Source organism: Afipia dichlorophenoxyacetatis (assembly GCF_055386385.1).
The window spans coordinates 2,668,564-2,694,583 of record NZ_AP029250.1; the positions used below are offsets into that span (position 1 = coordinate 2,668,564).

34 protein-coding genes are annotated in these 26,020 nt (G+C 59.3%); 11 read left to right on the forward strand and 23 right to left on the reverse strand.

From position 1 onward, the window contains the following. Nucleotides 1–7 precede the first annotated feature (7 nt). The 4 genes from ACZ5C3_RS12470 (at nucleotide 8) to ACZ5C3_RS12485 (ending at nucleotide 1,009) form a co-directional block, all read left to right on the forward strand. Nucleotides 8–325: a cupredoxin domain-containing protein gene (locus ACZ5C3_RS12470; protein ID WP_464037966.1), complete on the forward strand. Its 318-nt coding sequence runs from the start codon at nucleotides 8–10 to the stop codon at nucleotides 323–325. Nucleotides 326–412: 87 nt separating this feature from the next. Next, nucleotides 413–697: a hypothetical protein gene (locus ACZ5C3_RS12475; RefSeq protein ID WP_464037967.1), complete on the forward strand. Its 285-nt coding sequence runs from the start codon at nucleotides 413–415 to the stop codon at nucleotides 695–697. Nucleotides 698–709: 12 nt separating this feature from the next. Then, nucleotides 710–874 (forward strand): hypothetical protein, encoded by a 165-nt coding sequence (locus ACZ5C3_RS12480; protein ID WP_464037968.1) that lies wholly within the window; start codon nucleotides 710–712, stop codon nucleotides 872–874. 9 nt (nucleotides 875–883) lie between these two features. Further along, nucleotides 884–1,009, forward strand: coding sequence for an MFS transporter small subunit (locus tag ACZ5C3_RS12485; protein ID WP_464037969.1), 126 nt, complete (start codon nucleotides 884–886; stop codon nucleotides 1,007–1,009). Nucleotides 1,010–1,030: 21 nt separating this feature from the next. Here the strand turns inward: ACZ5C3_RS12485 and ACZ5C3_RS12490 are convergent, their stop codons facing one another. The 3 genes from ACZ5C3_RS12490 to ACZ5C3_RS12500 form a co-directional block, all read right to left on the reverse strand. Continuing rightward, nucleotides 1,031–1,258 (reverse strand): hypothetical protein, encoded by a 228-nt coding sequence (locus tag ACZ5C3_RS12490; RefSeq protein ID WP_464037970.1) that lies wholly within the window; start codon nucleotides 1,256–1,258, stop codon nucleotides 1,031–1,033. Nucleotides 1,259–1,333: 75 nt separating this feature from the next. Beyond that, nucleotides 1,334–1,525, reverse strand: coding sequence for a hypothetical protein (locus ACZ5C3_RS12495; protein ID WP_464037971.1), 192 nt, complete (start codon nucleotides 1,523–1,525; stop codon nucleotides 1,334–1,336). A 41-nt stretch (nucleotides 1,526–1,566) separates the two neighbouring features. Continuing rightward, the gene (locus ACZ5C3_RS12500; RefSeq protein ID WP_464038329.1) at nucleotides 1,567–1,761 is read right to left on the reverse strand and encodes a hypothetical protein; all 195 of its coding nucleotides are present in this window, start codon (nucleotides 1,759–1,761) and stop codon (nucleotides 1,567–1,569) included. A 361-nt stretch (nucleotides 1,762–2,122) separates the two neighbouring features. Between ACZ5C3_RS12500 and ACZ5C3_RS12505 the strand changes: the two genes are divergently transcribed. From ACZ5C3_RS12505 to ACZ5C3_RS12515, 3 genes are all read left to right on the forward strand, one after another. Then, nucleotides 2,123–2,254, forward strand: coding sequence for a hypothetical protein (locus tag ACZ5C3_RS12505; protein WP_464037972.1), 132 nt, complete (start codon nucleotides 2,123–2,125; stop codon nucleotides 2,252–2,254). Between the two features lie 304 nt (nucleotides 2,255–2,558). Then, a complete protein-coding gene (locus ACZ5C3_RS12510) occupies nucleotides 2,559–2,816 on the forward strand; it encodes a hypothetical protein (protein ID WP_464037973.1) in 258 nt (85 codons plus the stop codon). Continuing rightward, nucleotides 2,813–3,124: a hypothetical protein gene (locus ACZ5C3_RS12515; protein ID WP_464037974.1), complete on the forward strand. Its 312-nt coding sequence runs from the start codon at nucleotides 2,813–2,815 to the stop codon at nucleotides 3,122–3,124. Before ACZ5C3_RS12510 ends, ACZ5C3_RS12515 begins: the two co-directional genes overlap by 4 nt. 584 nt (nucleotides 3,125–3,708) lie before the next feature. Here the strand turns inward: ACZ5C3_RS12515 and ACZ5C3_RS12520 are convergent. From ACZ5C3_RS12520 to ACZ5C3_RS12530, 3 genes are all read right to left on the reverse strand, one after another. Beyond that, on the reverse strand, nucleotides 3,709–3,918 hold the full coding sequence (locus tag ACZ5C3_RS12520) for a hypothetical protein (protein ID WP_464037975.1): 210 nt from the start codon (nucleotides 3,916–3,918) through the stop codon (nucleotides 3,709–3,711). 313 nt (nucleotides 3,919–4,231) lie between these two features. Beyond that, nucleotides 4,232–4,426: a hypothetical protein gene (locus tag ACZ5C3_RS12525; protein ID WP_464037976.1), complete on the reverse strand. Its 195-nt coding sequence runs from the start codon at nucleotides 4,424–4,426 to the stop codon at nucleotides 4,232–4,234. A 114-nt stretch (nucleotides 4,427–4,540) separates the two neighbouring features. Further along, nucleotides 4,541–4,945, reverse strand: coding sequence for a hypothetical protein (locus tag ACZ5C3_RS12530; RefSeq protein ID WP_464037977.1), 405 nt, complete (start codon nucleotides 4,943–4,945; stop codon nucleotides 4,541–4,543). Between the two features lie 313 nt (nucleotides 4,946–5,258). Between ACZ5C3_RS12530 and ACZ5C3_RS12535 the strand changes: the two genes are divergently transcribed. Beyond that, entirely contained in the window at nucleotides 5,259–5,495 is a 237-nt protein-coding gene (locus ACZ5C3_RS12535) for a hypothetical protein (protein WP_464037978.1), read from the forward strand. A 150-nt stretch (nucleotides 5,496–5,645) separates the two neighbouring features. Here ACZ5C3_RS12535 and ACZ5C3_RS12540 read toward each other — a convergent pair whose 3' ends face one another. Continuing rightward, nucleotides 5,646–6,623 (reverse strand): Bug family tripartite tricarboxylate transporter substrate binding protein, encoded by a 978-nt coding sequence (locus ACZ5C3_RS12540; protein WP_464037979.1) that lies wholly within the window; start codon nucleotides 6,621–6,623, stop codon nucleotides 5,646–5,648. A gap of 307 nt (nucleotides 6,624–6,930) precedes the next feature. Between ACZ5C3_RS12540 and ACZ5C3_RS12545 the strand changes: the two genes are divergently transcribed. Next, on the forward strand, nucleotides 6,931–8,784 hold the full coding sequence (locus ACZ5C3_RS12545; RefSeq protein WP_464037980.1) for a putative bifunctional diguanylate cyclase/phosphodiesterase: 1,854 nt from the start codon (nucleotides 6,931–6,933) through the stop codon (nucleotides 8,782–8,784). A gap of 29 nt (nucleotides 8,785–8,813) precedes the next feature. Here ACZ5C3_RS12545 and ACZ5C3_RS12550 read toward each other — a convergent pair whose 3' ends face one another. The 9 genes from ACZ5C3_RS12550 to ccoN all read right to left on the reverse strand — a co-directional run bounded on the left by ACZ5C3_RS12550 (nucleotide 8,814) and on the right by ccoN (nucleotide 17,163). Then, a complete protein-coding gene (locus ACZ5C3_RS12550) occupies nucleotides 8,814–10,007 on the reverse strand; it encodes a GGDEF domain-containing protein (RefSeq protein ID WP_464037981.1) in 1,194 nt (397 codons plus the stop codon). A gap of 168 nt (nucleotides 10,008–10,175) precedes the next feature. Continuing rightward, nucleotides 10,176–10,370, reverse strand: coding sequence for a cbb3-type cytochrome oxidase assembly protein CcoS (gene ccoS / locus ACZ5C3_RS12555; RefSeq protein ID WP_464037982.1), 195 nt, complete (start codon nucleotides 10,368–10,370; stop codon nucleotides 10,176–10,178). Continuing rightward, nucleotides 10,367–12,640 carry a cation-translocating P-type ATPase gene (locus ACZ5C3_RS12560; RefSeq protein WP_464037983.1) on the reverse strand — a complete coding sequence of 758 codons (2,274 nt, stop codon included), beginning with the start codon at nucleotides 12,638–12,640 and terminating at the stop codon, nucleotides 10,367–10,369. The genes ccoS and ACZ5C3_RS12560 overlap by 4 nt, the downstream gene beginning before the upstream one ends. A gap of 48 nt (nucleotides 12,641–12,688) precedes the next feature. Further along, nucleotides 12,689–13,486: a DUF2189 domain-containing protein gene (locus ACZ5C3_RS12565; RefSeq protein ID WP_464037984.1), complete on the reverse strand. Its 798-nt coding sequence runs from the start codon at nucleotides 13,484–13,486 to the stop codon at nucleotides 12,689–12,691. A gap of 5 nt (nucleotides 13,487–13,491) precedes the next feature. Then, complete coding sequence (locus ACZ5C3_RS12570; RefSeq protein WP_464037985.1) at nucleotides 13,492–13,728, reverse strand: hypothetical protein; 237 nt, start codon at nucleotides 13,726–13,728, stop codon at nucleotides 13,492–13,494. After that, nucleotides 13,725–14,606, reverse strand: coding sequence for a cytochrome-c oxidase, cbb3-type subunit III (gene ccoP / locus ACZ5C3_RS12575; RefSeq protein WP_464044735.1), 882 nt, complete (start codon nucleotides 14,604–14,606; stop codon nucleotides 13,725–13,727). Before ccoP ends, ACZ5C3_RS12570 begins: the two co-directional genes overlap by 4 nt. Beyond that, complete coding sequence (locus tag ACZ5C3_RS12580) at nucleotides 14,603–14,767, reverse strand: cbb3-type cytochrome oxidase subunit 3 (RefSeq protein ID WP_464037986.1); 165 nt, start codon at nucleotides 14,765–14,767, stop codon at nucleotides 14,603–14,605. Before ACZ5C3_RS12580 ends, ccoP begins: the two co-directional genes overlap by 4 nt. A 2-nt stretch (nucleotides 14,768–14,769) precedes the next feature. Further along, the gene (gene ccoO, locus ACZ5C3_RS12585) at nucleotides 14,770–15,501 is read right to left on the reverse strand and encodes a cytochrome-c oxidase, cbb3-type subunit II (RefSeq protein ID WP_464037987.1); all 732 of its coding nucleotides are present in this window, start codon (nucleotides 15,499–15,501) and stop codon (nucleotides 14,770–14,772) included. Between the two features lie 3 nt (nucleotides 15,502–15,504). Beyond that, nucleotides 15,505–17,163, reverse strand: coding sequence for a cytochrome-c oxidase, cbb3-type subunit I (gene ccoN, locus ACZ5C3_RS12590; protein ID WP_464037988.1), 1,659 nt, complete (start codon nucleotides 17,161–17,163; stop codon nucleotides 15,505–15,507). Nucleotides 17,164–17,509: 346 nt separating this feature from the next. Here ccoN and ACZ5C3_RS12595 point away from each other — a divergent pair, with 346 nt between their 5' ends. Next, nucleotides 17,510–17,938, forward strand: a complete 429-nt coding sequence (locus ACZ5C3_RS12595) for an RrF2 family transcriptional regulator (protein WP_464037989.1) — start codon at nucleotides 17,510–17,512, stop codon at nucleotides 17,936–17,938. 26 nt (nucleotides 17,939–17,964) lie between these two features. Further along, nucleotides 17,965–18,411: a group III truncated hemoglobin gene (locus ACZ5C3_RS12600; RefSeq protein WP_464037990.1), complete on the forward strand. Its 447-nt coding sequence runs from the start codon at nucleotides 17,965–17,967 to the stop codon at nucleotides 18,409–18,411. Between the two features lie 115 nt (nucleotides 18,412–18,526). Here ACZ5C3_RS12600 and ACZ5C3_RS12605 read toward each other — a convergent pair whose 3' ends face one another. From ACZ5C3_RS12605 to ACZ5C3_RS12635, 7 genes are all read right to left on the reverse strand, one after another. After that, on the reverse strand, nucleotides 18,527–20,680 hold the full coding sequence (locus ACZ5C3_RS12605; protein ID WP_464044736.1) for a vWA domain-containing protein: 2,154 nt from the start codon (nucleotides 20,678–20,680) through the stop codon (nucleotides 18,527–18,529). Next, on the reverse strand, nucleotides 20,670–21,356 hold the full coding sequence (locus ACZ5C3_RS12610; protein ID WP_464037992.1) for an RNA polymerase sigma factor: 687 nt from the start codon (nucleotides 21,354–21,356) through the stop codon (nucleotides 20,670–20,672). Before ACZ5C3_RS12610 ends, ACZ5C3_RS12605 begins: the two co-directional genes overlap by 11 nt. 198 nt (nucleotides 21,357–21,554) lie before the next feature. Beyond that, entirely contained in the window at nucleotides 21,555–23,486 is a 1,932-nt protein-coding gene (gene feoB, locus ACZ5C3_RS12615; protein WP_464037993.1) for a ferrous iron transport protein B, read from the reverse strand. Continuing rightward, nucleotides 23,483–23,794, reverse strand: a complete 312-nt coding sequence (locus ACZ5C3_RS12620; RefSeq protein ID WP_464037994.1) for a FeoA family protein — start codon at nucleotides 23,792–23,794, stop codon at nucleotides 23,483–23,485. Before ACZ5C3_RS12620 ends, feoB begins: the two co-directional genes overlap by 4 nt. A 570-nt stretch (nucleotides 23,795–24,364) precedes the next feature. Next, a complete protein-coding gene (locus ACZ5C3_RS12625) occupies nucleotides 24,365–24,601 on the reverse strand; it encodes a hypothetical protein (protein ID WP_464037995.1) in 237 nt (78 codons plus the stop codon). A gap of 145 nt (nucleotides 24,602–24,746) precedes the next feature. Beyond that, nucleotides 24,747–24,980 carry a hypothetical protein gene (locus tag ACZ5C3_RS12630; protein ID WP_464037996.1) on the reverse strand — a complete coding sequence of 78 codons (234 nt, stop codon included), beginning with the start codon at nucleotides 24,978–24,980 and terminating at the stop codon, nucleotides 24,747–24,749. A gap of 71 nt (nucleotides 24,981–25,051) precedes the next feature. Beyond that, the gene (locus ACZ5C3_RS12635; protein ID WP_464037997.1) at nucleotides 25,052–25,375 is read right to left on the reverse strand and encodes a hypothetical protein; all 324 of its coding nucleotides are present in this window, start codon (nucleotides 25,373–25,375) and stop codon (nucleotides 25,052–25,054) included. Nucleotides 25,376–26,020 lie beyond the last annotated feature (645 nt).

Here is a 26,020-nt window from a genome sequence, read left to right on the forward strand (position 1 = left end):
GGATGGCATGCGTGGATGCATTTGGCTTGTCTCTCTTTCCACGATCTTCGTGCTGTCGCTCTATCCGGCGCAAGCTGAGACGATTCGCGTTGTCATCGAAAAGCTGGGCTATGAACCAGCAACAATCAGCGCAAGGGTCGGCGACACCGTGGAGTGGGAGAACAGGGACGTGATCGCACACACGGCGACGGTTCGCGGCGATTGGGATGTCATGATCCCGGCGAAGACAACTGGAAGCTTTGTCCTGAGGAAGTCGGGTGACGTCGAATATTACTGCCGCTTCCATCCCAACATGACGGCGCGGATCGCGATCGCTCCGCGCTGATCATTGCGGCAGTTTCATCGAGTGCTTTGATCTCGCTGCAAACAGGTGGCCGCGGCTTCTCTACGGTGCCGGCGTACCTGCGCGACAATGTTCGGCGTCATTCACGGTATCCTGTTAACGGCATGGTCCGTTGCCGCAGGACTGGTACTGATCCCTGAGTACAATGTGACGCACGGCGTTCCGAAAGCGCAGGCCTATAATGTCACCATGTACATCATGGGTGGGCTGTTCGTGATCGGATTTATCGCGAACTTCTGCATCAAGGCGGTCGATAAGCGCCACCACATGGTGAAGGACGTTAGCGTGAAGGGCTTGGAACCGGATGCCACAGGCGCGACTGCGTCGGTCGCCGCAGTCCCCGGGCGCGCATAAGGAGTGCTCGTCATGACGATGCAGAATACGCCGCATTCGCATCTCTCCTTCTGGCAAATGTTGCTCGCCTGGGGTGCGCATCGCTTGTCGGAAGCTGTCGATGCGAACAAGCCGGAACATTCGAGCGAAGAAATCGCTGCGCTGGTGGCGCGCAGCGGCAATCCATCAGGCACGTAAGGACTGATCATGCAGAACAACGAGGTGTCTCAGACAAGTACGCTGCAATTGATGTTGGCGTGGAGCATCGCCGGCATTCCATTGCTGGCAGGCGTTGCGCAAACGCTCGTCAATGCCATGAAGCTGTTTCAATAACGGGAAATAGCGCCAGCTGGCTCAAAGGGGAGCCGACCAGGTTTTTTCCGATGCGTCGTAGATCTGCACCTGCAGCATCTGGAATTTTGACTTGAGCGCCCGCGCAGCCTCGTCCGCGGCTTCGCTGGAAGTGAACCAGGTTTTAAAATGCCCGTCGACAACGAGAACGAAGCCATCGACAGGCGGGCGATCCGCTCGCGATGGTTTGATCGCTGGAGTTTCTTCCAGGACAAGGATAGCTTTTTTCAAAGACAAACTTCTTCACCCGTTGCTGCTGGCGCGACATAACTAAGTCAATGATGCGCGGTCTTCGTTGAACGAATCTTATTTCTTCTTGGCCCAGGCGGGGAGCGGGCCTTTCCAGGCTGGAAGTCCGCTCCACTCCGCTGCTCGCATTCGGCGCTCTTCATCGCCGACTCGAACAAACACGAATGGATCATCTTCGTTGCCCGTCTTTGACCCGACAAACATAGCAGGCAGGCCGTAGGCGTCTCGGATGGTTCCGGAACTCGTCATGCGATCTCCTGTCAACGTGTGGAATCTCGACGGCTTAAAAATTACCGCGATGTCGGCGCCTTAATCTTTTTTGCCGGTAGCGGATTGAGCTCTGCGATCTTGCGAAGGCATTCCTGGTCGGTGGCGTGCGGACCTGTCACAAAGGTGCCGCTAACTTTCGTGCTATACCAGCCAGAGGTTACACCGAGGCGTTTGGCCTCTTCGGCTTTCACGTGACGCGAGGATAGATTTTGCATTGAAATTTCGACCACGTCTAAATTCTCCCGTTCCCGCAGAACGTCATGTCGGTTTCAGGATCCATTGTTCGCGGAAAACAATCGACGCGCGTTTCGCTGTTTTTGATGAGATAGAATGAATGTCACTGTTTCCCGCACATCAAACGCAAAGACGAGCGTTGGCATACCGCGTGGAAACAAGTGCAGAAAAAGAACGTTTTCGAACCCTGCGCCTTTCCGTCGTAAATAGCTATCTACTTATTTCACGCGAAACGGGTTATTCGTCCGAATAAGGCAGGCGCTACGTTGTAATCGACATTCCGATAGCCAAGTTCAAAGGACGCGGGGGGATTTCCCCAAGCGTGTCTTAAAGGATATTCAAATGTCGAATTCACCAGCCGTTGCTGCCGATACTCCGAAGCCCGCAGTTGCGCCGGATCAGGCCACTCCAGCAGCGCCTCAGCAGAATCAAGAAAATAAGCAGGGCGACGCGAAACCCGCTCAGCAGAAGTAATTTCGCAGAGCAATTGAGATGAGGGCTCGGCGGATTGCCGAGCCTTTTTACTTGGAGGGAAGTCTCGCTCAGAGAAGGTCCGGCGGGCCGCGGGTAAAGCGCGTGAACATCAACTGTGTCGAGTTCGTCGTCGGCTGTGCAGTTGCATATCCACTGCAATCGATGTCACCGTGCCGGATCGCTTGAAGCTCCAGCAGCGCCGTGCCCCATTTTCGCTCATCGTTCGTGTTTATGTAGCTATCCGGATCGGAAAGGCGCACAATCCACACGAATTTTGATGCGTCACGTAGAGCGGAGTGGATCGATGACCACCAGAACGCGACGAGAAATGGTCACTTTCAAACATCCAGCGCGTATTAAGGGCGTTGACCGAACGATCCCCGCTGGAAGCTATGAAGTGGTCACCGACGAAGAAATGATCGAGGGGATTTCCTTTCCCGTTTATCGGCGCGTTGCCACGTTGATCCTGTTACCCAGCGAGCGTGGGTCATCGATGGAGATGATCTCCATCGGATCTGTTGATTTGTCGGATGCACAGTTGGCCGATGCGAGTATGCCATGAGCGATCACCCAGTTGATCTTGATGCACATCGGGGAATGGCCGCCCAGAAAGCCACGGATCTCCGGCGGGTTCTCGCCGAAGCGGAACAGCATTCAGCGCTCATGCGTGAGCGGCAAGCCGAGATCGAAGCACATCTTATAGACACGCCTGCAACTACATGGGACGAGGCGGCTGCCAAGGCGCGCTACCTGCTGAATTTGTATGCTGGTTCGCTAGGTCCCCAAGACAGCCGACACCGCGATCTCGTCGCGGCCGTGCTTGCGGATTTCGCTCGTCTTACATCTGAGAGCGATGACAGCGGTGAATAATGCGCGGACGTCGCCGCGAGATGCGCTTAAGTCGCGCGGCTCCGATCGATGAAAGGCTTGCACGCTGAATTCAGACAATACTTGCGCTGCGTTGACGGCGATCGTTGCCGTCAGGATGGATTGTCGCACTTGGCATTTAGCAGTGTTGCGAAATCAACTCCTTTAAAAGGGATGCCCGGATCGAACCTGTCGGTAGGGCCAATTGCAACATCGCCGACGGGGCCAAGAACTAAAATTTGCCTGATGGGAGTCCATGAGCCGTTGAGAACTCTCTGGAAGTCCCGGCAATCTAGCTGCTGTGCATTTGTGCCGACAGTCATAAAAATCGCTAAGGGGGCGAGAGGCAGAAATATCATCACGGCAACAAACATAATCTTGCGGGGTGCGCGATCGGGGAGGTCCTCTTTCGGAGGCGCGCTTCGGTTAGTCGAACTTTTTCGCGCAGGAGCGTGAGTGCCTCCAACTCCGCCGTAAGACTGCGATGGGGATCATGTGCTGCTCTCGGCAGAAGTGCTTTGCGAGCGTTCATTCTGTGAGATTTCATCTTTTCCTGCCTTTCTTGGCGGAAGCGAACTCTGATCTGGTTAGCGGCGAGAGTTGGGCCCGTGAATAATAATTTGATGGTTGTCGTTGGCCGTTATGATTTCGCCGTCGAGCCAGTCTTGCTCATTGGCTAATGCGGTCCATGCATGAGCCATGCGGCGATACCGCAGGCAATCCTGTTCCCTTGTTGCCTGCTCCGAGAGCCGCATGCAGTTTTCGGCATTCTCCCTGAAAATGTTCGACTGTCTCATCGTCCTGGCTCCATGTAAGTCAGCGATAAGTTGTTGAACGCTGGCGATTGCAATACGCCGAAGCGAGAATCGGCGCGACGACAATGAGGAAATAGTCGGTAGATCTGGCCAATTTTCACGTGGACGGGCTGCCGCTACGCGTGATCAATCCGCTTTTTTACAATCTGACTCGCCTCAATCGTAGTCTGATTCGGAGACGCCTTCGCGACGTGTTTGCGAGGTTTAGCCGGTTTAACAGCAGCCGCGGTTGCAAAGCGTGCGGCCCATCGTTGTTCGAAGCGACGCCGAAAATGAACTGGATAGACATGGTCGGTCATTGATTTGTCTCCTTGATCTTTCCGTGATTTGCCTCCCCAATCTTTCCGTCGAGCCAATCTTCACTGTTTGCAAGCATGATGTAGGTATCGCGTTCACGGCGAATTTTCGCACTCTGGCTCAAGGATTTTATTGAGGCGAGTTCGCGTGTCAGTTCGGCTGCTTTATTTCGGTAGATATCGGCCTGACCCATGCTTTTCTCCCGTGGCGAGAAGTTCGAGGATCACAATGACCGCCGAGAAGAGGTGGTGATGAAGTCTTTCAATGTCAGATCTTGAAAGGCTGACATCTATACAGGTCGTTGTTTTCAAACGTCGCGCTGTTGTTTGGTCGACTTTTTCCGATCGTCTCGAATTTTTTGAAATTCGTCCGGGCCCTTGATCAATCGCCGCTTACGATAAACCTTGTCCTCTTCTGCTGCCGCGCCGTCGATCATGTCGTCGATAACCTTGCCGGCCATTTCGGACGCGCGGGCTTGCTGATTGGAATTGCGTGTTCGTTTGGTTGATCTGCCTTCGGTGGCCGCTTGCTCCGCGGCCAATCCCAATTCGACCAGGCGGCGGACAGCGGTGGGGATTTGAGGGGCATCCGGCTGGTTCTCGGCCCACTTCACGACAGCGCCGCGCAGCTTTGTTGGAAACCGAATGGCCATGGTGAGGCCGCGGCTGGTTTCTGCGCGGTTGGTCGTTCTTTTGGAGAGTGGTTGTCCCATCAAAGCTCCATCGGGTGGGGCAGGGGCGAACACGTTACGGATCGCCCGGCATTGCTGCCGGATCTGCTCAAGTCTCAGTTGCGGGGCTAACCGGATGACCTCGTGCCCGTCGGCGTATACAGGTCAATCACAGGGCGCACATGACAGTGGATGTGCGGGTATGTTGGCTTAACATTAAAAGGGGCGGGATGTTCCCAAAGCGGCCTTAAATACCGTCACGGAGGTCGCATTTATTAAGGGGACAAATTCGGTGGCGCGCTGGGTTTGGGGATATTTGCTTTGACTTGTGTCGCCGCATCGAACACAAGGCGCCATGGCCAAGAAACCCGGAACCAATCCCAAAGGCGAATTTGCCTTCTTCGATGTCGTCTATGAGGACGGTTCGCAGCGTTCAAACAGGCGTGTACCGGCCGAATTGCTCAGTGGCCTGGACAAGGATGAGCCTGCCCGTGGCTTTATTATGGAGCAGGATCGCGAGATCGCAGAGAAATCCGGTCGCCCACCGCTCGCGATCAAGAGTCTGACGCGCACGGGCGCCAAGAAGAGGTAAAGCGGCCAACTATTCAGACTTCCGCAATGCCCATACCGGGGCTGTGTGGTGTTTCCGATTTCGTGCGAGATGACGCTACGACGACTTAGAACAACAAACGGCGGAGTGCGATATCCGCCGCTTTTGATTGTGGCATAGATGTCCGCAACCTCAATCCACCTTGGCACCGGCGAACTTGACCACCTTGGCCCATTTCTCGGTCTCGTCAGCGAGAAGTTTGCCGAAGTCTGCGGATGATCCGGGCAGCAGGAAGGCACCAAGCTCTGCCAGCTTCGCCTGGGCCTTCGGATCCTTAAGGATTTCGTTGACCTCTTTGTTCAGCTTTTCCTTGATCTCGACCGGCGTGTTCTTCGGCGCGCCGATGCCGTACCAGGCGCTCGCTTCATAACCCGGCAGGAAGTCGGCAACGGTCGGCAGGTCCGGCAATTGCGCAGATCGCTGGGTGCTGGTGACGGCCAATCCGCGCAGCGAGCCGGACCGGATGTGCTCGATGGAGGTCGGGATGTTGTCGAACATCACCTGCACCTGTCCGCCCATGAGATCGGTCAGCGCTGGCGCCCCGCCGCGATACGGTACGTGAACCATGTTGACGCCCGCGAGCATCTTGAACAGTTCGCCTGACATGTGGATGGTCGATCCATTGCCGGACGATGCCATGTTGAGCTTGCCGGGATTGGCCTTCGCGTAGGCGATCAATTCGGGAATCGTCTTGATCGGCAGCTGTGGGTTCACCACCACGACGTTCGGGAAACGGATGATGCCGGCGACCGGCTCGATGTCGCGGAGGAAATTGAAATTCAGCTTGTCGTAGAGCGACGCATTGATGGCGTTGGCCGGTGCCACGAGTATCAGCGTGTAGCCGTCGGGGTCCGCATGCACGACCTGCTCGGTGGCGATGTTGGTGCCGCCGCCCGGCCGGTTCTCGATCACGAACGGCTGGCCGAGCCGGTCCGACAGCCATTGGCCCATCAGGCGCGCCGTGATATCGGCGGCGCCGCCCGGCGGATAACCGACAATGAAGCGAACAGGCCGTGTCGGATAGCCTTCAGCCCTTGCGACGCGCGAAACAGCAGGCAGCGCAACCGCACCGGCAGCTAATGGCAAAAATTGGCGACGAGATAGTTTCATGAGTCTCCGAAGAACGAACCGTCTACGCGGTTCTGCGGGAAGGCTACACTGACTCTCTCGGCGCATTAAAGGCCATCTCTGTCAGCGCATGACGTATTGCGCCGCACACTCGAACGGTCTGCGCGCATCGCAGCGTGTCACAAACAATTCACAACGACAAAATCTTGGGCTTGCATTCGATTGCGTGAGTTCCAGCAGTTTTCAATGCCTTGACGTGAATTAACGAACCATTCAGCGCCTTTGCCAACGGCGGCTTTACCTGCATTTGATACCTCTACGCCCGAAAGAAGAAACGGCAGGTGAGCCAGTGCTCCGGCTTCAGAACACCATTCTCGAGATGATCGCGCGAGGCGAGACATTTCGTCCGACGATCGAGAGGCTGTGCCGCGAGATCGAGCGAATGTTGCCGGGCGTTCGATGCTCCACAGCAACGGTCGAGCGCAACAATTGTATCGGCACGTGCATTGGTCCCAGTTTTCCCGAAGCACTCAACAAGGGATTTGAGGGTTCGCTCGTCGGGCCAGATGTCGGATCATGCGGCTCCGCCGCGTATATGAGAACCCAGGTGTTCGTTCAGGACATCGAACACGATCCGAAGTTTGCGCGCGTCAAGGATGTCTTTCTGTCGCTCGGCGTCCGGGCCTGCTGGTCCGTGCCCATTTGCGACGATAACGGCCACGCCATCGCAGTGCTGGCTTTCTATTTCCCTGAGATGCGAGGCCCAGGCACCCGGGAGCGACGGTTGATGGAGATCTTCCATCGCCTGTTCGTGATCGCGTTCGAGCGGAATGAACGCTTCGTCGCGCGCGAACGCCGTACATTTGTCGATGCATTGACAGGTCTCGCCAATCGCGCGGCTTTCGATGCCGCGCTGTCGCGCGTACCAAGCCGTGGCCCCGGAAGCTGGGCGCTGTTCATGATCGATCTCGACAACCTCAAAATCATCAACGACACGTTCGGGCATCAGGCGGGCGATGCTTTGCTCGAATCTGTCGCATGTCGAATTTCGCGCGTAATGGCGCCGGACGTCACGTTCCGGCTCGGCGGCGACGAGTTCGCCGTCATTGTGCAGCATCAGGATTCGCTTCGCGATCTCGCCGCTGCGGCTGAGCGCGTACTCGCAGCGATCGCAGCACCGGTGGATTTTTGCGGTCAGGTCATCATCCCGCAGGCCACGATCGGCAGCGCGGTGATCTCGGCCGACGATGCCGACGCGCTGGCCGTGCGGCAGAACGCCGACTTCGCGCTCTATCACGCCAAGGAAACCGGACGTGGCGGCTATGTTCGCTACTGGCCCGGAATCGACAGTCGCATCAGCCATCGCCGCACCGCGATCCATGATTTGACGGCCGCGATCGCGGACAACCGGATTCTGGCTTATTACCAGCCGGTGGTTCGTCTCGACAGCCGCGAGATCATCGGGTTCGAAGCGCTGTGCCGGTTGAGAACCACAAGCGGTGCCATCGTGACAGCGGCCGCGTTTCAGGACGCGATGTCCGACGTGCGTATCGCAGGGGCGCTCACCAGCCGGATGATGTCGATCATCAGCGCAGATATGCGCCGGTGGCTCGACGACGGGCTGTCGTTACAGAAAGTCGGCGTAAACGTTTCCACGGCGGATCTGCATGCTGGCGATCTGCTCGACAAGATCGCAGCGACTTTCGGTAAGAATGCCGTGCCATTGAACCTGATTACGCTGGAGATCAACGAAAGCGTCTACATGGGGAATCACGATCGGATCACCGCGCGGGAAGTCAAGAAACTGCGTGATTTCGGTCTGAGCATCTCGCTCGACGACTTCGGCACCGGTTATGCGTCGCTGACGCATCTGAAATCCATACCGGCCAACAATATCAAGATCGATCGCTCGTTCGTCTCCGATCTCGCGCCTGGAAATCCGTGCATGGCGATCGCGGAGGCGCTTATCGGCCTCGCCAATAAGCTCGGCATGCGCATTGTCGCGGAAGGTATCGAGACGCAAGAGCAGGCCGCTCTGCTGGAAGCCGCAGGATGTCTTCTCGGGCAAGGGTTCCTGTATTCGAAGGCGGTGGACTGCGACACGCTTGCAGGGCTTCTCAGCCGTCATGCGCAGGGCATTGCAGGCGTTACGCCGATGCCGGTCGATGATGGTATTGCCCACCAGAAGCCGATGGTCGCCTGATCGGAATGCGAGGCGCAAGCCTCAGACTATCAGGCGCGCAACTGCAGTACTTCGGCTAACGGCTTGCCGTTCGGGTCCAGGCCTATCTTTGCCGAATAGACGACGACGCGATTGCGGCCGGTGCGCTTGGCCTCATACAAAGCGGCGTCGGCTTCGCGAAGCAAGCCTGCGAGATCCGGCTGTCCATCCACGCTGTATGAAATACCTGCGCTGACCGTATTGGTGAACGCGCCAGTTGGCGACTGAAACCGCCACTCGGCGAAACTCTGGCGCATGCGCTCGGCCACCAGTGTGGCAGCAGCGACATTCCCGCCGGGCAGGATCACGGCGAATTCCTCACCGCCGAGACGCGCAGCAATGTCGCCATCGCGGATGCTGGCTTCCAGCAGCGCCCCGAACCTCTGTAGCACGACGTCACCGATCTCATGTCCGTGCCGGTCGTTCACCGGCTTGAAATGATCGATATCGAAGACGATGGCGGCGACCGGAGCGGGAAGGTTTTGTGTTCGATCGAGCAACGCGCGACGGTTGGACAGTCCAGTCAGAACGTCGGTTTCGGCATTCCGTTTGTGGCGTCGCGCATCGCGCACCTGATTGAGGCCGAGCGACAGCGCGCCCATGGATGCAATGCTGGCAAGCGAAACGCCGAGATTGATATTCTCTGCCCAGGTTTCCGGCGCGTGGCCCATTACCCAGCTTCGGTCATGGACCAGGACGGCCGCGCAAAGCACGAACGAAAGGCCGGTGAGCGCGTAGAGGCCGGAAAGAGTGATAATCAGCAGCGGAGATTCCGCGCGCCAATACCAATAATCCCACGCGGTATAAAACAGGATGGCGGCGGCACCGAGATTGAACACAATGTAGGAGATGCCGTCATATCCTTGCAGCATGGGCACCGCCATGGCTGCAGTCGTTACGGCTGCGACAACGGCCATTGTTCCGAGAGGCAGAACGCCGGTCCGGAATTGATAGCCGGCCCCCAGCAGGAAGGTGAGGCCGGCGAGCAGGGTGCCAAAGCCGAGCACGCCTACATGCGGAGAGAATTGCCTGACAAATTCGCTGTAAATCAGCAGGCTGACGACGATCAGCAGCGCGCCGATGGCCCACGTCATCAACACGCGATCACTGCGAGAGACCAGCCAGCTCACAAAGAATGTGAACGCGAGGCCAGCGCTGCAGAAACTCAGCGCGACAAGCAGGGAATTATAGTCGATGACGATCATTTCCCAGCCGTACGCGAAGAGCTTAAAATGTCAGTGAAGACAAGCGATTAAGGAGGGTTAAATACCCGTACTGGTCTTTATCGTCTTGTCAACCTTACGCGCGCGGCGGTCAACAGGCACGAGCCCGGAAATGTCGGGGACCGGACGAAAAGAGCGCTTTTACTGAAATCAATTGCGGAGAGGTGGCTTTTCTCCGGGCGCCAGGGCCGAATTCCCGGGGCCGTCCCGGTCCTCGAACAGAATTCGTTCGGCAGCGCCCGCGAGATCGTCATATTGCCCGCTTCGCAGCGACCACATGAACGCGCCAAGCGCGATGGCGCCGAGCGCGAGCGCAATGGGGATCAGGTAGAAGAAATCCGTCATCGGGCTTTCTCCATCGTGAGCGTGGAGAGATCAAGCCGAGCGGTATCCGCGTTCGGTTCTTCGCGGAAGCGCCAACTGTTCAGGCGCAGGGCGTTGGCGATGACCAGCAGCGACGACGCAGACATCGCCACTGCCGCCACCAGCGGCGTCACGTGGCCGAGGATCGCGATCGGCACTGCAATGGCGTTATAGCCAATGGCGAGGATGAGGTTCTGACGCACGAGCTGGCGCGCATTGCGGGCGACCGCGATCGCCTGAGGCACAGCCAACAGACTGTCGTGCAGGAAGACGAGATCGGCGGCATTGCGTCCGACATCGGCGGCAGTCGCGGGGGCCATGGATGCATGGGCGGCGACGAGCGCGGGCGTGTCGTTGAGGCCGTCGCCGACCATCAGCACGCGCTGTCCTGCTTCCGTCAGCTCGACGATGTGTTTGGTCTTGTCGGCTGGAGAAACACCTGCGCGATACGGAAGTCCGAGATCCGATGCGAGATGCCGCACCGGTTCGTCGCGGTCGCCGGACATGATCTCGACGCGGCATCCACGATTGGAGATGGCGAGCACGGCCTCGCGGACATCGGGGCGAAGATCGCTGTCGAAATGGAAAGCCGCACGCAGTCGTCCGTTCTCCGACAAAACAACGCCTGTGGTAGAGGTCTTATCGGATGGATTTGTGAGGGCCCAATCCGCCCGGCCGAGCCTGTAGATCGTTGTGCCGATGGCGGCCTGCAATCCTGCGCCGGGTTGCTCTGACACGTCGTTCAGAGCGATTGGCGCGATCGCGCCATCCCGGCCCGCGGCGGCAAGTGCCTTTGAATAGGGATGGCGCGAGTGAGCGGCGATGGAGGTTGCGATGGCAAGTGCGACGGGATCGATGGCGTCGCGGTTGATGAGCCGCAGGCGATCCATGGTCAGCGTTCCGGTCTTGTCAAAGATCACGGTGTCGATTTCGGCGATACGCTCCAGTGCGCCGCCGTCCTTGACCATGACACCGCTCTCGAACAGACGCCGCGCAGCGACCACCTGCACCATGGGCACAGCAAGACCCAGCGCGCAGGGGCAGGTGATGATCAGCACGGCGATGGCAATGGTTGCTGCGCGATGCAGGTCGCCTTCCACGATCATCCAGCCGATGAACGTCAGCAGCGCTGTGAGGTGCACGACCGGCGCGTAGAGACGCGAAGCGCGGTCGGCGATGCGCCGATAGACAGAACGTCCGGCTTCGGCGGCTTCCATCATCCGCATCATCTCGGAGAGGAATGAATCTTTCGCTGCTGCTGTTGAGACAATGGAAAGCGGGCCGGTCAGGTTCAGCGTACCTGCGGACAACATCGCCCCTGGCGCAACTGGCTGCGGCAGGCTCTCGCCGGACACTAATGCCCAATCGATCTCGGATTGTCCTGTTTCAACGCGGGCATCGACCGGCACGCGCTCACCCGCCGCCAGCAGGATGTGCATGCCCGGCTGGATTTCGTTGACCGGCAAATAGGCATGGGTGCCGTCGTCCTGCACCACCAGAGCGCCGCGTGAGGACAGGCGCGCCAGTCCTCGGACGGCGGTTCGTGCGCGCTCGCGCATCATGTAATCAAGTGTGCGGCCGATCAGCAGGAAGAACAGCAGCGAGATCGCCGCGTCGAAATAAGCGTGTGCTTCGTGATGGATCGTCTCGTAAAGGCTCATGCCGAAGGCGAGCAGTACGCCGATGGAGATCGGGACGTCCATGTTGGTCTGGCCGTGGCGCAGGGCGCGCCATGCGGAGGAAAAGAACACGCGGCCGGAATAGACCAGTGCGGGGAAGGCGATCAGCGCGGAGATCCAGTGAAACAGGTTGCGGGTTGAATCTTCCGCGCCGGACCAGATCGATACCGACAGCAGCATGATGTTGCTGGCGGCAAAGCCTGCGACTGCGAGCGCGCGGATCAGCTCTGTCAGCGTACCGTCAGTCTTGTCCGTACCCGTGTCGTAGAGATGGGCGTCGTAACCGATCTTACTAAGTGCTTCGACAAACGGCGCAGGCGGCTTGTCCGCCTGCCAGCGGATCGCGACGCGCTTGGTGGAGAGATTGACACGCGCGTTCTCCACACCGGGAAGAGCGCCAAGTGCTTTCTCGACTTTCTGGATGCAGCCGCCGCAATGAATGCCCGGTACCGAGAGATCGGTCTGGCGAATGCCGTCGCCGACCGTGCGGCTCGCGAGCAGCACTTCCTCGTTCTCGGTGTGGGGATCAGACACCGCGAGAGCTAGTTCAGCGCCGGGCGCACAACAACTCATCGGCACTCCGTTTCTGAACGCCGCTGGTCATGTGCCGGCGGCGCGCCTTTACAAAACCGCTTCGTCGGCCATCGCCCGATAAGCGTGCCACGTGCCGTGCCCAAGCACGGGAAACACGATGATCAGGCCAAGCATTCCGGTGGCAAGCGAAAGCAGGAATAGCGCCAGCACAATGGCGCCCCATGTCAGCATCACGGGCAGATTGTTCCAGACCAGCGCCGTGCTCGTGCCCATGGCAGTGAGAGCGTCGACGCGCTTATCCAGCATCATCGGAATTGAAAACGCACTGATGGCAAACGAGAACGCCGCGAACAGTCCGCCGATGGCGCTGCCGACGACGAGCATCGCCCAGCCGACCGGTGTGGTGAACAGCATCGGCGCAATGTGCTCCAGGCCGGGAAACGGCACCAATCCGAAAAACAGAGCGTAGACGATCACGGCTGCGCGCATCCAGGTGATCATCAGCAAACACAGCAGCACGCCCGCAAACAGGATCTGTCCGCCGGACTGCGGCCTGACGAAGATCATGTTGGCGAGGCTGACGGGCAGGCCTGCGGCGAGGCGGCGGCTTTTCTCATACAGGCCGACCGCGAGGATCGGGCCCACCACCATGAAGCCGGCGAACGCTGGAAACAGGATGTAGTCCCAGCCTAAGCGAAACAATCCGCCGACGATGGCGACGGACACGAGGAAGATCAGCAGGCCATAGCTCAGGCTCGTCATCGGTTGCACGGTCAGGTCATGCCAACCCTTTTCGAGCCACGTGAAGGCATCGGAGGGAGCAAGCGAGCGCTGCCAGCGGTTCTTCGTGGGAAGCGGAGGCATGACGGATGGGAGCATGGTCATGTCGATCACTCCACCTGCGCTTTGGTTAATTTCGACGAGCACGACGAGGTCGCCGCACTGAAGCTGGTTGTGCCGTTACCTTGGCCGTGCCTCACATGTGCGACGCAATCGGGCTGCGTGGACACGGCCACGTAAACCAGATGCGCGTTGGCGGCGACCAGCACAATCAGCCCGAGGCTGACCGACAGCCAGACGAGGGATCTCGTCTTCCATGCGCTATGCGATGCCACCGTACCGGTCATTGGTTGGGCATCCTCTGATCGACCAGATAGAGCGCCAGGATCTTGCGGTCGAGCGGTGTCAGGCGGCCGTCCCAGGACGGCATGTGACCTTGCCGCCCGCTCCACACGGTGTTGGTGATGGTCTGGGTGTCACCGCCATAGATCCAGAATTTATCGGTGAGATTCGGCGCGCCCATGTCACTCTTGCCCCTGGCGTCCTCACCATGACAGGCGGCGCAGTTTGCGGCGAAGACGTCCTTGCCGGCCTCTACATCGCCGGGCTTCGCCGTCTTCACAGACGACGGTTCGGAGAGTGACCGTACGAACGCCACCACCTTGTCGACCTCGGCAGGCTTGATGATCCCGTCATGGCCGAAGGCGGGCATCTGCGAGGTGCGGCTGTCGGGATGCGGAGAGTTGATGCCGACGCGGATGGTCTCGGCAATGGCCTCCGGATCGCCGCCCCATAGCCACGAGGCGGTGGTCAGGTTCGGGAAGCCGGCGCCGCCCTTGGCATTGAGGCCGTGGCACACCGCGCAATTATCGCCGAACAGTGTGCGGCCGGTGGTGCGCACGATCTTCATCAGCGCAGGGTCAGCCTGAATGTCTTGATAGCTCTTGGCCTCGATCTGCTTCGCCCAAACACTGCGGCCCAGCGCCGCCTGTTTCAGCGAGTCCTGCACGATGTTGCGCTGGTCGAGGCCGAGCAGACCTTTGGTGTAGCTGACGCCGAGCGGCCAAGCTGGCATCAGCACCCAATAGCCGACCGAATACAGAAACGCCGCCAGCAGGAAAAAATACACCGGGCGCGGAACGGGCGTGTTCAATTCCTTGATGCCGTTCCACTCGTGTCCGGTGGTGAGATAACCGGTGTGTTTGTCGCGTTCTTCTGCGCTCATGGCCGATCCTCATTGCGCAGGATCGACTTTGCAGCCTTATCGAACGTTGTCTTGTTCGAGGGCCAGTAGGCGTAGATGACAACGATGATCGCGAGCGCGATCAGATAAAACAATCCGAACGACTTCGAGAACCAAACGAGCGTATCGTGTCCGAGATCCATGATCACCTCGCAACGTCGGCGACGGATTTATGCGCCGCCTCGGTGAGGCGGCCGAGCACCTGAAGATATGCGACCAGCGCATCCATTTCGGTCAGATCGCCGGGCTTGCCGTCGAAGGCGCGGACCGTGGTGGCCTTACCGTAGCGCTGGGTGACACCGTCGGCGAAAGGTGAATCCGGCGCGGCCTGGCCGTAAGCGTCCTTGCTCGCATTCGCGATCATGTCATCGGTGTAGGGTACGCCAACGGCGCGCTGGGCCCTCAGGTGCGCGCCGAGGTCATCGGTGCGCAGCGCTGTTTTCAGCAGCCATGAATAGGCGGGCATGACGGAGACGGAAAGCACATCGCGCGGATTGTTGAGGTGGGCGACATGCCATTCATCCGAATACTTGCCGCCGATACGCGCAAGGTCCGGGCCCGTCCGTTTCGATCCCCATAGCATGGGGTGGTCGTATTTCGATTCAACGGCCAGCGAGTAGGGCCCGTAGCGTTCAACCTCGTCGCGCAGCGTGCGGATCATCTGCGAATGGCACGCGTAGCAGCCTTCGCGGATGTAGATGTTACGCCCTGCGAGTTCGAGCGGCGTGTAGACGCGCATGTCGGGCGCATCTTCCACTGTCTGGTGGATGGTGAAGAGCGGGGCGATTTCCACGAGGCCGCCGATGCTCGCCACGAGGATGATGCCGAGCGTGAGGCCGATGGCTTTGCGTTCCAGCCGATAGTGCAATCCGAACACGGCTTACTCTCCGGGTTGAAGGACGGCCGAGCCGCCGAGCGCGGGCTCTGGAGCATCGACGGCGGATTCAGGACGTCGCTCGCTTTCGGTCTTGATCGTCATCCAGATGTTGTAGGCGCCGACGATCCCGCCGATCAGGAACAGCAATCCGCCGACGGCGCGCGCGATGTAGTAGGGGCGCATCGCAATCAGCGAGTCCACGAAGGAATAGGCCAGCGTGCCGCTCTCATTGTAGGTCCGCCACATCAGCCCCTGGATGATGCCGGAATTCCACATGGCGAAGACGTAGACGACGGTGCCGGCCAGTGCGAGCCAGAAGTGCACCTCAACGAGGCGCGACGAATACATCCTCTCACGTTTCCAGAGCCACGGCACGATGGCGTAGATCGATCCGAACGTGATCATCGCTACCCATCCGAGTGCGCCGGCGTGGACGTGGCCGACGGTCCAGTCGGTGTAATGCGAGAGCGAGTTCACCGAGCGGATGGCGAGGAACGATCCTTCGAACGTGGTGATGCCGTAGAACACCGCGGCCACCATCATGAAGCGCAGCGTCGCGTCATCGCGCACCTTGTCCCAGGCGCCGTTCAGCGTCAGCAACGCGTTGGCAGCGGACGCCCACGAGGGGATCAGCAGCATCAGCGAGAATGTCATGCCCAGCGTCTGCACCCATTGCGGCAGCGCCGTGTAGTGCAAATGGTGCGAGCCAGCCCACATATAGAAGAAGGTGATGCCCCAGAAGCTGATGATCGAGAGCCGGTAGGAATAGATTGGCCGTCCGGCCCGCACCGGCAGGAAGTAGTACATCATGCCGAGGAAGCCGGCGGTGAGGAAGAAGGCGACGGCGTTGTGGCCGTACCACCATTCGGTCATCGCATCCTGCACGCCGGAGAACAGCGAGTAGCTCTTGGCGCTTCCGAACGAGACAGGGACGGCGAGATTGTTGACGGTGTGCAGGATCGCCACCACCAGGATGAAGGCCATGTAGTACCAGTTAGCCACATAGATGTGTGGCTCTTTGCGCCGCGCGAGCGTTCGCAAGTAGAGGACCAGGTAGGTGACCCACACGATCTCCAGCCAGATGTCCGTGTACCATTCCGGCTCCGCGTATTCCTTGGACTGGGTGATGCCCATCATGTAGCCGGTGACGGCAAGCACGCAGAACAGGTTGTAGCCAAGCAGCACGAACCATGGGGTCAACTGATCGGGCAGGCGTGCGCGCGATGTTCGCTGCAGCACGTAATATGATGTGGCGATCAGCGCGTTGCCGCCGAAACCGAAGATCACGCTCGTGGTATGAACGGGGCGCAGCCGTCCGAAGCTGGCCCATCCTGCATCAAAGGTGAAGTCGGGCTTGACCAAAAGCCATGCCACCCAGTCGCCGATGAAGAGGCCGAACACGGCCCAGATCATCGCAAGGATAATGCCGAATTTCGTTGGGTCGTCGTAGTAGCGGGTGAGGCGGTCGTCACCGGGCTCAGGATCGTAGTAGATCGAAATGACTTTGAAGATGCCCGCGAGCGCTGCGACGCCAACGAGAGCGCCGTGAACACCGAGCGGATCGTCCTTGCCTGCGACGCCGAATATCAGCCCGATAAGCGCAAGCCCCAGCAGAATTAGCAGCGCGTACTGACGTTCAGCCTTGGTCAGTTGTCCGATCATTGTCTTGCCGCCCCCAAAACCGGAATCGTGATCCGGTTCGCATTGAAAAATGAAAGGTCAGGTCAAATCGATAGGACGAGATGTCCTAGCCTAAGGTTGTTGTTTGAAAGCTGAAAGTCTCTTCATCGCAGCGCTCAACAATTTCTCGCCGTTTCCTCAGGTCGATCCATTCTGTTGTGCGCGCAATGAGATAGATCAATGGCGGTGCAAAGCCGTTTCGCGCCAAGCAGCTCCTGCAAATTCTCATAAAGTCTTCGCCGTACAACTCCTTGCTAAAAGAAACATTTTGTATATATCTTTTATACCTGATTTTTCCGGCTGCCGGTACCATCCGAAAGGATAGGGCATGCGACTGACGAACTTTTCCGATTATGCCCTGCGCGTGCTGCTGTATGCGGCGGCGCGCCGTGACGAGTTGATCACCATCGAGGAGACGGCGAAAGTCTACGGAATTTCAAAGGCTCACCTGATGAAGGTGGTCAATCAGTTGACCAGAGCGGGATACCTCAAGGCGGTGCGTGGGCGCTCCGGCGGTCTCACGCTCGCCATGCGCCCGAACAAAATTCGCCTCGGCGACGTGGTCCGCGCGACTGAGCCGGATTTCGCGATGGTCGAATGCTTCACCCCCGACAATCAGTGCCGGATCACGCCGCGTTGCCGGCTGCGTGGTGTTTTGAAGGAGGCGCTTGGTGCCTTCCTGTCGACACTGGATGGCTACACCCTGGCGGACCTCGTGCTCCGCCCGGAGGATTTCGGAATTCGTCCCGCGGCATGAGCCGCATGTGAATCGAGGATCGAACAATGACCGTTGCCGCAGAAGGTGGACCCGAGCGCCGCGCGCGGATCACTGCAGACCTGATGGACAAGACCGGCATCGATGAGCCGATGATCGAGCGTCTGGTCCGGAAGTTCTACGAGCGCATTCAGGCGGAGCCGGTGCTTGGGCCGATCTTTGCGTCCAAGATCACCGACTGGGAGCATCACATCCAGAAGCTCTGCGCCTTCTGGTCTTCAGTGGCGCTGATGACGGGGCGCTATCACGGCCAGCCGATGCGGATGCATCTGGGCCTGCCGGTGGATCGGTCGCATTTCGATCGTTGGCTCGGGCTGTTCGAGAAAACCGCGGCGGAGATTTGTCCGCCGGTGGCGGCTGCGCATTTCGTTGAGCGCGCACGGCGGATCGCCGACAGTCTCGAGATGGGAATTGCGACCACGCAGGGCAGGATCGTCGCGCCGCGTCATGCTTGATAAGGTTTCTGTCGCAGGACGAGTGGCGCAGCCCAAAGTGCACAAGAGGGTGTGGCGCCACGCCCGTCCCGGTTCACCGGTGGGCGTGGCGCCGTTTTGTTATTCCTCAGATGGACTATCTGTCGCGGCCCTTGGCGGATTGCGCGGCACGCACCAGGCTGACGAACTCGGCCCGATAGCCATAGGGGTCGGCTCCCTTGGCGGCATTGGCGAGATCGATGATCCCTTCCAGCTTCATATCGCCCATCTGCGCGGCATTGCGCAGATATTCGCCAAAGCTTGCCACGGCCACCGCGAAGCGTGCGCTTTCAGGAGCTTGGCTGATGTCGGCCACTTCATTTTTAAGCGTGATCGGCTGGGCCATCAGCGTGCTTGTCGTCGCTTGCGGTAGCTTGTAGCGAATTTTGAGATAGGCATATTCGCTGGTTTGCGACGCCGCTTCGACCGGACGCCGCGTCGCCTCAGGCTGATAGCGGCTTTCGTCCATCAGACGCGGCGCGCCTTTTGGCACGATGTCGTAGATCGCCGTCACGCTGGCTCCCGCTCCGACATCGCCCGCATCGACTTTGTCGTTGTTGAAATCATCGCGATTGAGGAGGCGTGTTTCATAGCCGACCAGGCGATATTCAGACACCGTAGCCGGGTTGAACTCGACCTGGATCTTCACATCTTTGGCGATCGGAAACAGCGTGGCTGAAGCCTGGTCCACCATCACTTTGCGCGCTTCGGCCAACGTGTCGATATAAGCGGCGACACCATTGCCGTTCTGCGCCAAAGCTTGCATCAGGCTGTCGTTCAGATTGCCCATCCCGAAACCAAGCACCGAGAGAAAGATGCCTTTATCGCGCTTGCTTTCGACAAAACCTTTCAGCTCGTCCCGATTGGTGATGCCGACATTGAAGTCGCCATCGGTGGCCAGCATGATGCGGTTCACTGCCTTCGGATCGAAGTTACGTTCAGCGAGCCTGTAGGCCAGTTGCAGACCCTCGCCACCGGCTGTCGAGCCCCCGGCTTTCAGATTGTCGAGCGCGATCAGGATCTGGTTCTTGTTGCTGACCGTTGTGGGTTCAAGCACGGTCCCTGCCGACCCCGCATAAGCGACGATGGCGACACGGTCCTCCGGCCGCAAGGTCTCGACCAGCATTTCGAGCGATCGCCGCACCAACGGCAGCCGGTTGGGGCTATCCATCGAGCCTGACGTATCGACCAGAAACACGAGATTGGCCGGCGGCCGTTCTTCGGTCTTGATCTGATAACCCTGGATGCCGATGCGGATCAGCTTGCGCCCCTTGGCCCAGGGGTTGGGCATGACGCTGACATCGGTGGCGAAGGGCTCGTTGGCGGAAGCCGGACGAGCATAGTCGTAGGGGAAATAGTTGATCAGTTCCTCGGTGCGGACCGCCTGGGTCGAAGGCAGTTGACCACGCGTCAATAGCGATCGCACGACGGAATAAGAGGCCGTATCGACATCAATTGAAAAGGTCGACACAGCATCCTGCATGACGTCCTTGAAGCCATTGACCGGTGCATTGGCGAACTGGTCGCGGTTCTCGGCGGGCGGTTGATAGGGCGGCGCGTAGCGGTCAGTGCTGACAACGCTGTCGTCCGGGGCTATTAACCGCTTCTTATCGGCGTCTGATCCGGCAATGGCGGGAGCGGCGGGCTGGAATGAAGAGGGCCCACGACCTTCGCGCATACTGCGGGTCATCGGCTCCTGTTGATGCGATCGCATGGCGTAATTTTGTAGCGGAGCGGCAGCAGGTTGGGGCGCGATCCCCGGTGGAGGCGCTGCCGCAGCGCCGCTCGGCTTATGCGCATCTAGTGTCAACTCGGCGCTTGAACGCGCTTGCTGGTTAGGTTGCGGTGCTTTGGGAGCAACTGCCACCGGTGGAGGCTCTTCCACAGGGCTGTATTGCTTAGCGAGTTCTGGCGCTGCATGCACAACTGCTTGCGACGGCGCAGGTTCGCCATCGGCAGTGTTCGGCTTGGGGGCAATCGCATTCGATTGTTGGGAGAGAGGAAACCGCGTTAGCGAATAAAGCCAAGGCGACGCGACGGCGAGGGCCAGCACGCTGACAGTGGCGAATTGCATCGCTGGCCGTTTGAACAACGCAACCAATGAAAATCCCCGGCGCTGCGCGGCTGGCATTGCAGTTTGCTGTCCATGGGCTTTTTGGTAGGCCGCGACCGCGTTGAAGACAGCTTGTTCGCGGGCGCGGTTGGACGGAACGATGTTGGGAAGAGTTTCGGGGATTTGATCAACGCTCATGGCGGATCACCTCATCGGAAGGAGTGCTCAGGCGTTTGCGCACTTCATGCATGCGCCACGCCACGGTGTTTTCTGAAACGCCCAGTTGCTCGGCCGCTTCGCGGTGGCTCAAGCCTTCGCCCGCGACCAGCACGATGGTGGCGCGCAGCTTCGGATCGAGCTGGCTGAGAATGCTCGAGAGCCAAAGGTGCCGCATCGGATCAGGTGCTTCGCTCGCGGCCTCGCTGCTGCCGAGCCACCCGGCCAGGGCCTGACGCGCCTGCCCAAGGCGGGACTGGCCCCGGCGATGATCGTGGCTGGCATTGATGGTGATGCCGATCAGCCAGGTGGTGAATTTTGCTTCGCCACGCCATGTGGCCAAGCGCTCTACGAGTTGCATCACTACCGTTTGGGCGATGTCCTCGGCATCGGCGCGATGGCCGGTCTGACGCCAAGCTACACGGTGGATGAGATCATAGTGGCGGCGCACCAGCCGCTCGAAAGAGGCAGCATCGCCTCCGTTCGCTTTCTCCACGAGATCGCTATCGCTCTCGTCTGAGGACGGTACGCGGGCCAGGATGTCGCCCTCGGCAACGCAATGGAAGCGTGGCGCCGGCGCAGGCAGGATCGCCATCGCGAGGAAGAGTCCGTCCGGCCGTCCACAATTCAATAGGTTAGCGTTTGTCATGACGGCCATTGCCTGCCTCTCTGTCCGAGGCGCGGCCCACCTGCCGCTCCAGATTGACGTTGATTATGCTCATCTTGGCTCCGTTACCGGTTACGTTCGAGCATAGGACGCCGCCCGGGCGGAAAACCTTGGCGCCCGATCAGGAATTTTTCAAAAAAAGTCGCTCGGCGCCAGCCCCCCGAACCGGGCAGGAGACAGGTTTATCCGCTAAAGCCCCGCCGCGCGTGCGATGTGGTAGACGATAAAGCTTGCGACATAGGCCAGTGCGAACATGTAAAGGAACGTCACCACCATCCATTTGGTGCTGCCGGTCTCGCGCCGGATCACCGCAAGCGTCGAGGCGCACTGCGGCGCGAAAATGAACCAGGCGAGCAGCGACAGCGCTGTCGGGAGTTGCCACTTCTGCGCCAGCACCTGTCCGATTTGCTCGGCGGCTTCCTTGCCTCCTTCAATCGAATAAACCGTGCCGAGTGCCGCGACCGCGACCTCACGTGCCGCCATGCCGGGGATGAGGGCGACTGCGATCTGCCAATTGAAGCCGATCGGTGCCAGCAGCGGCTCCAGCGCGTGGCCGATCATCGCGGCGAAGCTATAGTTGATCGCGGGACCCTCGGCGCCGATGGGCGCTTGCGGGAAGGAGGCGAGAAGCCAGATCAGCACCATCATCGACAGAATGGTGGTACCTGCACGCTGCAGGAACATCTTGGCGCGGGTGTAGACGCCAAGCGCGATGCTGTTGAGCCGCGGCAGTTTGTAGTCCGGCAATTCGAGCATGAACGGGGCAGGCTGATAGTCGCGCCACATGAAGAACTTGACCACCGCGGAAACGGTGAGGGCGCTGGTGATGCCCGCAGCATAAAGCCCGAACATCACGAGGCCTTGCAGGTTGACCCAGCCCCAGATGGTCTTCGCCGGAATGAAGGCGGAGATGATCAGCGTATAGACGGGGATGCGCGCCGAGCACGTCATCAGCGGCGCGATCAGGATGGTGGTCAGCCGGTCGCGGCGATTGTCGATCACGCGCGTGGCCATGATGCCGGGAATGGCGCAGGCAAAGCTCGACAGCAGCGGGATAAAGGCGCGGCCATGGAGACCCGCGCCGCCCATGATGCGGTCCATCAGGAACGCCGCGCGCGCCATGTAGCCGAAATCTTCCAGCAACAGGATGAACAGGAAGATCATGATGATCTGCGGCAGGAACACGATCACGCTGCCGACGCCGCTGATCAGGCCGTTCTGTATGAAGCTTTGCAGGAGGCCGGGCGGGAGAAATTGCTGGACGAGTTGGCCGAGTGAATCGAATGACGACGAGAGCAGATCCATCGCCGGCTGCGCCCAGGTGAACACTGCCTGAAACATCACGAACAGGATCAGCGCCAGGATGGCGAGGCCGGCAACGGGATGCAACACCACGGCATCGACGCGGGTGGTCATCGAATCCGGCTTGACCGGCATCGTTACCGTCGTGCGGATGATGCGGTCGGCCTCGCGCTGGGCGGCTTTCAGGTCGGCGATGGTCGGCGGCGTCCACGGGGCGACGCTGGATTTTTGTTCTGACGCGTTTTCTTCACGTGAACCGGTATCCACTTCGCTCGAAAACGCTCTGGCCGGGGCGGACGACGTGTCGAGAAAGGCGTCGGTGCGTTTCAGGAGTTCTTCAATGCCGTGCTTGCGGACGGCGATTGATGTGACCACGGGCAGGCCGAGTTCATGGGACAGCTTGTCGAGATCGAAGGTGACGCCGCGCCGCTGCGCAATGTCGATCATGTTGAGCACCAGCATCATCGGCCGGCCGGTACGCTTCAGCTCGAGGACGAGCCGGAAGGTGAGGCGCAGATTGGTGGCGTCGGCGACGCACAGAACGAGATCCGGCACGGCCTCATCCCGGTAACGGCCGAGCACGACGTCGCGGGTGATCTCTTCATCCGGGCTGCGGCCCCGCAAGGAGTAAGTGCCAGGCAGGTCGAGCAGGGTCACGTTGCGGCCAGCAGGCGTAACGAATGCACCGGATTTCCGCTCAACGGTGACGCCCGGATAATTGGCGACTTTCTGCCGGCTGCCGGTCAAGGCATTGAAGAGCGCCGTCTTGCCGCTGTTCGGCGCGCCGACGAGTGCAAGGCGCAGGGTTTCTGTCGTCATTCTACAAAAACAGCCGATTCTACGAAGACAGCCGATTCTACGAAAACAGCCAAGGCTTCGCTCCGGCGCAGTGCGATCGTGATGTTATCAACGCGCACAGCGATCGGGTCGCGTTTGATCGTCCCCTCGTGCAGGATTTCCACCCGGGCGCCTTCCAGAAACCCCATCTCGACCAGTTGCTGCTCGAGCTCATGGGACGGCAGTGACGAGGTAATCCTCGTCGCATCCACCCTCAGGATCGTCCCGACAAAACCCCGGTCGGCGTGCCCAAGCTGCAATTCTTGTGAAGACGTCGGATCACTGGTCATGCCGTCTTGTTGAGCAGCAACCCGAGCCGGTCAAGTGATTGTCATACCGGCAACTTAGAACGATTAAAAATGTCTTGGGAGAAATGGCCGGTGTCAATCCGCGCTAGGCGGGGGCAGGGGGCTGTTCGGTTCGGTGCGCGATTGCTGGCGAGGTCGGAAGCTGACAAGAGGCTGAGCGAAGGAGCCGGCATAAAACCGGATCAATTAGCGAGCAGAAGTATGAAGTATGATGATCATACGCGTCTCGAAGCGAGGCTGCTTATTGTGATCAACTCTTTTGTAGCCTCCGCTTCGCCGCGAAGTGGACATTTTAATAAGTGAGCTAGGGTGCGCTAGGCATTCAGGGAAATCGGCCCGACCGGCCCGTCAGGGTTGAAGGACCCGTACCGGCCGGGCCTTAGCCAATGGACTGTCCCGCTCCGTTGGCCCTGAAACAATAGCAAAAAAGGCCATTAAGTTCCAGCGCAGGGCTATCACGGCCTCGGGAAGTGGCTCCGGCGGTGCCTCACGAGCTGGTGAGGCGCCGCCCAAATTCCAATTTCCGGTCAGTTCCCGCTACTGCTGGTTGCCTCAATCCGCCGACCGCAGCCGCTTCATGGTGAATTCGATCTCGCCACTCGGCAATTCGCGCCAGCTTTCGACTTCACTCATGTAAGCCGCTTTCGGATAGCGCGCGAAGAAGCCTTCCGCTCTTGTGCGCGCTTCAGGCCGGGGAAGCGTGAATGTCTCGCGCACGAATCCGTCGTCAACCTTGCGGCGATCCTGGCGATCGCGCATGCGGTGGGCGAGGTCGCGAGGCGTTTTCATCGGATGCCCTCAGCGGTGCGGCCTTCATGCCGCTATGCCTACTTACATAATATAGGATGTGAGACAAACGCACAGATGCCCTTTGCCACGGATGCCTTCGCGTGGTTTGCCACTATCAATCATCCTCGCAGATCGACCGCAGGCGCTACTGCTGCTCAGCCATTGCCTTGAGGCAGGATTTGCTGAGCTTGGCGCGGTTCTCCCGCAGGCAGTTTGCGATGATGGCGTCGCTTTCCTTCATCACCGAGCGGCAATGGCGCGAGACGTCTTTCGAACATGCCTGCTGTTGCTGGGGTGTGCCGCTGCGCTGAGCGTCCTGCGCGAAGGCACCGGAGTTTGCCAGTAATATCGCGGCCGCAACTATCGTCGCACGAACCATTCTCAATCCTCCTTTTTAAATAAATAAACAACGAGCTGTTGGATGCTCGCCTTTCCCGGTGCGGCCGGTGGCTATGGCTTCGCTCCACCAACCGGGGTTTCAGGAAGCAGGTCCGGCGTTTCGACCGCGATGCTTGGCGGCGAATTCCGAAGTGGGAGAGCCGAATCGCGGATCTCTACGCCGGACGTTTGCACGATCGTGGTCACGGCAATGCCGGCGGCGATCGTGTGCTTGTGCTTGACGAGATTTTCCGGATTGCGACAATCGAACCAGTATCCGCATGTGGGACATAGCGTGAAGTAATCGAATTCGTTGTGCGCAGCCCAGCCGCGCGACTTATGCGCATCCAAAACCGCCAGCAGGTTTTTCAGTCCTTTCGTTGCGTCCATCATCATCGTTCGTTCTTCTGCACTGGCTGCCGCGCCGCCTTGCTTTGTATTAAGGCGATCATACTGGCCTGAGCATTCGGGATGTGGCCAGTTCGCATGGCGGCCATCAACACTGTCTCGATGACCGCTTGCACGACCTCGGTCCGCCGTTCGTTGTCCGGAAGCTTGAGAAGAAATCTTCGTGCGTCTGCCAGGGTCTGCAGGGGTTTTCCGTTCGGAACTTCGACAGGCGGTTGAAACCGCGCGGACCAGCACACGACGCAACTCCAAAAACGAACGCTTTCCAATGGCCATAAAGCGGGAGGAAAACGTTTTGTTCCGCGCTCGCCAAACGCTCACAGGGATTTCAGGAGAAGTTGATCGAACGCGGTTTTGCGTGACCGCGTAGATGTCAGCCTAGTGCGGCAGGCGAACCTACGGTTTCGTCACCATGCTGAGGAACGTGATGAAATGCGCTGACTTAACCTAGTGTGGCGGTTCAGAAGTCCGCGTCATTGGTGCAGCGAGTCTCGAACGCGGACTTCTGAACCAAAGCCACACTAGATCAATAGTTTGCTAGTGTCCTTCGATTCCGAAGTTCGCAAACGAGAGTGCACCGGGATAATGCGAACTTCGGAATCGGGACACTAGCGGCAGGAAATGCAAGGAGTG